The sequence below is a fragment of the Vibrio halioticoli NBRC 102217 genome (assembly GCF_000496695.1).
Taxonomy (GTDB): Bacteria; Pseudomonadota; Gammaproteobacteria; order Enterobacterales; family Vibrionaceae; genus Vibrio; species Vibrio halioticoli.
In genome coordinates this window covers 1-2,336 of the sequence record NZ_BAUJ01000101.1, presented here as the reverse complement: position 1 = coordinate 2,336, position 2,336 = coordinate 1, and the positions used below count along the sequence as shown (strand labels likewise).

Sequence of the window (2,336 nt, the reverse complement as noted above, 5' to 3'; positions counted from 1 at the left end):
CCACAGCAATGCTAAAGTCACCATTGCCATCGATTGTCATGCCTGTGGTATCACATCTAAATGGTTACCCGCACTGTCCGTAATCACTAGCGTATCAAGGTGTGCACCAGGTTCTACATGACCTGTGATGACGGTAGCCGACTGTTCACCACTACCAATCAGTTTGTCCGTTAACTCGGCATTCACTGTGGTCTGAGTATCAACTGTAATGGTTAATGCTGGAGACGTCGCACTGGTGTTACCTGCATTATCGGTGACTATCGCAGTCACTGTATGATCGCCATCAGCTAAAGCTGCCGACGTGAATGTCCAGTCAGTACCGTTGTGGGCTGCACTGCCTACAGATTTACCATCGATAAATACCTCAACAGACGCGGCGTCCGTATCCACGCCATTTAACGTAAACGTTGGAGTGGTATCGCTAGTGAGATCATCATGATCTGTACCCTTTGCACCATAACTATCGGAGCTGGCATTTAAATCTACTGTTGGCGCACCAACATTCTGGTCAATCACTACCGGTGTAGTGGTCGTTGTCTGTCCATCATGTCCAGATGGGTCAGTAACCTTCGCGCCTAAATCATGATGAGTGCCATCAACCTTTGATGATTTACCCAGATCTATAGCGATCTCAAAATCGCCATTCCCATCAGAAAAACCTGAGCCAACAATATGATCGCTGCCGTCGGCATTTTTGCCATCAATGATATCGACTTGTGAGAATGGGATGTCAGTACTGCCAGTGATCGATGGTGTTGGATTTGATGTAATACCATCAGTATGATCGATACCGGTATCGGTATTTCCAGTAAGCCCTGTCAGCGTCACCGTTGGCGTGGCTGGTGTTAACGTTGGAGCTATCGGCGCCATCGGCGTCAATTGTGCTTGAGTAGGAACGTTATTAGTTACTGTTGGCTGAGCACCTACCACTGACGGCGCCATTACTGTCGCCGTTGGATTGAAGGTTAAAAACTGTGAGTCCTTACCACCATGGTGATCGTCGGTGCTGACCTCAAAGGTATCTTGTCCCGTGTACTTTCCGGAGTTCGCGTCGTAGTTCATGCCTTGATGAATGGCATCGGCATGCATTGTGTAGCTGTAGACGCCTGTTGCATTATCTAGTGTTAAATCACCGAATATGCCGTGCGCCACAACGCTGCTGCCTGTAGTGGTTCCACCGACTGCGCCATAAGTATGTGTGTCGGTTGTATCAACATCGATTGTGCTGAGCGTACCGGTGGTATTCGTGCTTTGCGTAATATGCAGATCAGGAACGTCATTACTGCCATGGATAGTGACTGTAATTTCACCCGTATTAGTATTACCTGCCGTATCCGTCACCGTGTATTTAACGCTGTCCGTTTCAGATTCACCTTGCGCAAGATGCTGAGCCGCATTGTTATCTAGCGTATAGGTATAGGTCCCATCCGCCTTCACATCAAAGTGCCCGTGCTTGCCATCAGCATCGATGACAGTGACTACGTCACCCACTTCACTATTCGGATTAACGTTACCCATTGCGATAACATTTGTATCTTCGGTGACGGTATCTGTGGCGTCCGGCGCAGCGACGTGCTGATCCATCGTTACCGTCAAAGCATTTGAAGTATTTTTGTTGCCCGCAATATCAGTCACTGTTGCGGTAATATCATGATCGCCTTCACCCATGAATGATTTGGGCACAGTAATCTGCCAAACACCATTCTGGATAGCAGCATCACCAATAGAATGGCCATCCACAAACACCTCAACTTGTTGAGCGTCTGTATCGATATTACCCAATGTTAAAGTCGGGTTAGCGATATTGGTGATGTTGTCAGTATTGGTACCCGTACCACCAAAACTGTCTGAAGTGGCATTCAAATCAACCGTTGGCTGAGTGGTATGCTGGTCAATCAAAATCGGTGTAGTGGTCGTTGTCTGTCCATCATGTCCAGATGGGTCAGTGACCTTCGCGCCTAAATCATGATGAGTACCATCAACCGATGATGATTTACCCAGGTCTACCACAATCTCAAATTTACCATTCACATCAGAAAAACCTGAGCCAACAATATGATCGCTGCCGTCGGCATTTTTGCCATCAATGATATCGACTTGTGAGAATGGGATGTCAGTACTGCCAGTGATCGATGGTGTTGGGTTCGACGTAATACCATCGGTGTGATCGATACCGGTATCGGTACTTCCAGTAAGTCCTGTCAGTGTCACCGTTGGCGTGGTCAGTGTTATTGCCGGAGCGATTGGCGCCATTGGCGTCAATTGCGCTTGAGTAGGAACGTTATTAGTTACTGTTGGCTGAGCACCTACCACTGACGCCGCTGTTACTGTCGCCG

The 2,336-nt window shown here is 48.0% G+C and carries 1 protein-coding gene; it reads right to left on the bottom strand.

The window, feature by feature from the left end:
- Positions 1–36: 36 nt before the first annotated feature.
- Positions 37–2,336: Ig-like domain-containing protein (locus VHA01S_RS17690; RefSeq protein ID WP_023405710.1), on the bottom strand; the 2,300-nt coding region annotated here is incomplete at its 5' end.